This is a genomic window from Desulfomarina sp. (genome assembly GCF_054039375.1).
The window spans coordinates 1-2,632 of record NZ_JBPLBA010000021.1; the positions used below are offsets into that span (position 1 = coordinate 1).

The following is a 2,632-nucleotide window of genomic DNA, read 5'->3' on the forward strand; positions in this document are numbered from 1 at the left end:
AGAACAGACAGTCTGAAGTGTATGACTATTCCTGAACCACACTGGAGTTATTCCATTTACTCCACAACCCTGCTTCTTGCAGATTTCTTCATCCGTATCGCCCTGTCGCTCCGGGTGATCATGCGCAAACGCCCCTACGGGGTTTCCCTGGCATGGCTTATTGTCATTCTGCTTATCCCGTTTATAGGTGGTATTTTTTACCTCCTTTTCGGGGAAAACCGTATTCCCGAGAGACGTTCCGAGAGAGCCAAGGTTTCCTACAATCAATATCAACACTGGCTGAAATCACTACGGACAAGGGCGCCTGTTTCCTGGGAACACCTCAACCCTGAATGTGAGCCCCTTCACCGGCAGGCCGAAACACTTATCGGAATTCCTGCAATGGCCGGCAACAGACTGCAACTGATCGATAACCCTGAAGATATCCTGACCGCAATTTTGAAAGATATCGACCGGTCCCGCTCAACCTGTCACCTGCAGTTCTATATCTGGGAAGAAGGCGGCAGAGTCGACAGAATTGCCCATGCCCTGATTCGTGCAGCGTCCCGGGGTGTTACCTGCCGGGTTCTTCTTGATTCCATCGGCAGCAGACATTTTCTCAAGAGCAAAACAGCCAAATCCCTGAAAGACGCAGGGGTCAAAATCCAGGAATCATTACCGGCTGGTCTGTTCATGGTTTTTTTCTCCCGGATAGACATCCGCAATCACAGAAAAATAGTTGTTATTGACGGAGAGGTTGCCTATACAGGCAGTCAGAACATGGTTGATCCGGACGTATTTAAAGTAGATGCCGGTGTTGGAAACTGGGTAGATACAATGGTACGGGTTGAAGGTCCCGTTGTTGAAAGTCTTGCCGGAACATTTATCAGCGACTGGTTTCTTGAAGCCGACGTGGGCCAGTTCCGCTCCCGATCTATTATTGAAGATGTCGAAACATTGCGGCGTATCGGCGATATCAGGCAACGTCCCATTGCAGGCAAATCAGCAGTTCAAATTGTCCCGTCCGGTCCCGGTTTTGCCCCGGAAGCAATCCATGCTCTTCTGCTGACAACAATATATGCGGCCAGGCACGAGCTGATTATGACCACCCCTTATTTTATACCCGACGAACCGCTTCTGATGGCCCTGAAAGCTGCAGCCCAGCGGGGAGTGGAAGTCAAAATCATAGTTCCCGAAAAAAATGATTCCGTACTGGTCAAGTACGCCAGCCGTGCCCGCTACGAGGAATTGACGGAATCCGGGGTCAAAATCTACCTTTTCCGGGGAGGACTGCTCCATTCCAAAACAATAACCGTTGACGGCGATCTTTCACTCTTCGGCTCCGTGAACCTGGACATGAGAAGTTTCTGGCTCAATTTTGAAGCAACCCTTTTTATTTACTGCAGGTCTTTTACCCAGGACCTGCACGCTGTTCAAATGGGCTATCTCGATCAATCCCATGAGATAGAAACGACACCATTTGCAGACAGAACCGTCGTGGAAAAATTCAAGGAAAATTTATCATTGCTTGTCTCTCCTCTCCTGTAACGGAGACATATGAAAATACTGCTTCTCTCCGACATCCATGCCAATTTCCCTGCCCTGAAAGCTGTTGCAGACAGCCTGAACATGGGTGAATTTGATACCATTGTCAACGCCGGTGACTCCATTGTCTATGGTCCCTTTCCTAATCAAACGCTATCCTGGCTCCAACAGTACAGGACGTTATCCATTCTCGGCAATACCGACAAAAAAGTGCTGAAACTCCTTAAAGGAAAGACCTTTAAAAAACCCGTGAATCCGGAGAAAAGGATCATGTATACCTGGACCGCAGATAGTCTTGCTGAAAAACCGGCTGATTATCTGCAGTCATTACCCAAATCTCTGAATATCGTTTTCAAAAGGGAGAACCCGGCAGCCATCTTCCATGGCAGTCCCGCAGCACACCATGAGTTTCTTTTTCAAAATACTCCCGACAGACGTTTTCTCGAACTGGCTGAAAAATGTGGGAAAAAAATTATTATTACCGGTCACTCCCACACGCCCTATTACAAATTCCTTGGCAATGTGCATTTCATCAACCCCGGGTCAGTTGGAAGAATGTTTGACGGAGATCCTCGAGCCAGTTTTGCCGTCATGACACTTTCCGGTCCGGAAGTTCGCGTCACGCACCATAGAATACCCTATGATATTACTGAAACAACAGACGCACTTGCTCGGGCAAAGCTCCCTGGGATTTATTCTCAGATGTTTCTCTCAGGCCGTAAACTCAATTGATTTTTCACTTGCAGTCCTTTCTTTTCTTACTATACTGCAAGTGATGTCAGGGTGTTTTCTTCCGATTTTTTCCAGAAATACCCTTCTCCCTCCCCTGCTCAACGGTACCGTTTTATGAAGATAAAAAAGAAACATTCCAAAAAAAAGAAGGCTGGCCCATCGTGCCCGTTTGACCCCGGCAAGGGAACAACTGCCGTTATCCGTGATGTGGTCAAATCGTTTGAAAAACCTAAAAAAATTCAGACACCCACCACCAAAAGCCGGATAATCACCAAACTGCTTGGGGAAAAGCACAAAGAAAAAATTGTTGAAGCCGCCCTGCTCAAATATTACTGCTCTGAAGAGCTCAAGCCCTATCAGGCGGAACTGATAAAAA

The 2,632-nt window shown here is 47.5% G+C and carries 2 protein-coding genes and 1 pseudogene; all 3 read left to right on the forward strand.

Annotation, left to right across the window (positions count from 1 at the left end; translation table 11 throughout):
* Positions 1-1,527: cardiolipin synthase (gene cls, locus ACXLDX_RS01420; RefSeq protein WP_457575405.1), on the forward strand; the 1,527-nt coding region annotated here is incomplete at its 5' end.
* Positions 1,528-1,536: 9 nt separating this feature from the next.
* A complete protein-coding gene (locus ACXLDX_RS01425) occupies positions 1,537-2,256 on the forward strand; it encodes a metallophosphoesterase family protein (RefSeq protein ID WP_457575406.1) in 720 nt (239 codons plus the stop codon).
* Positions 2,257-2,370: 114 nt separating this feature from the next.
* Positions 2,371-2,632: pseudogene (locus tag ACXLDX_RS01430) on the forward strand (hypothetical protein); the annotation flags it as partial.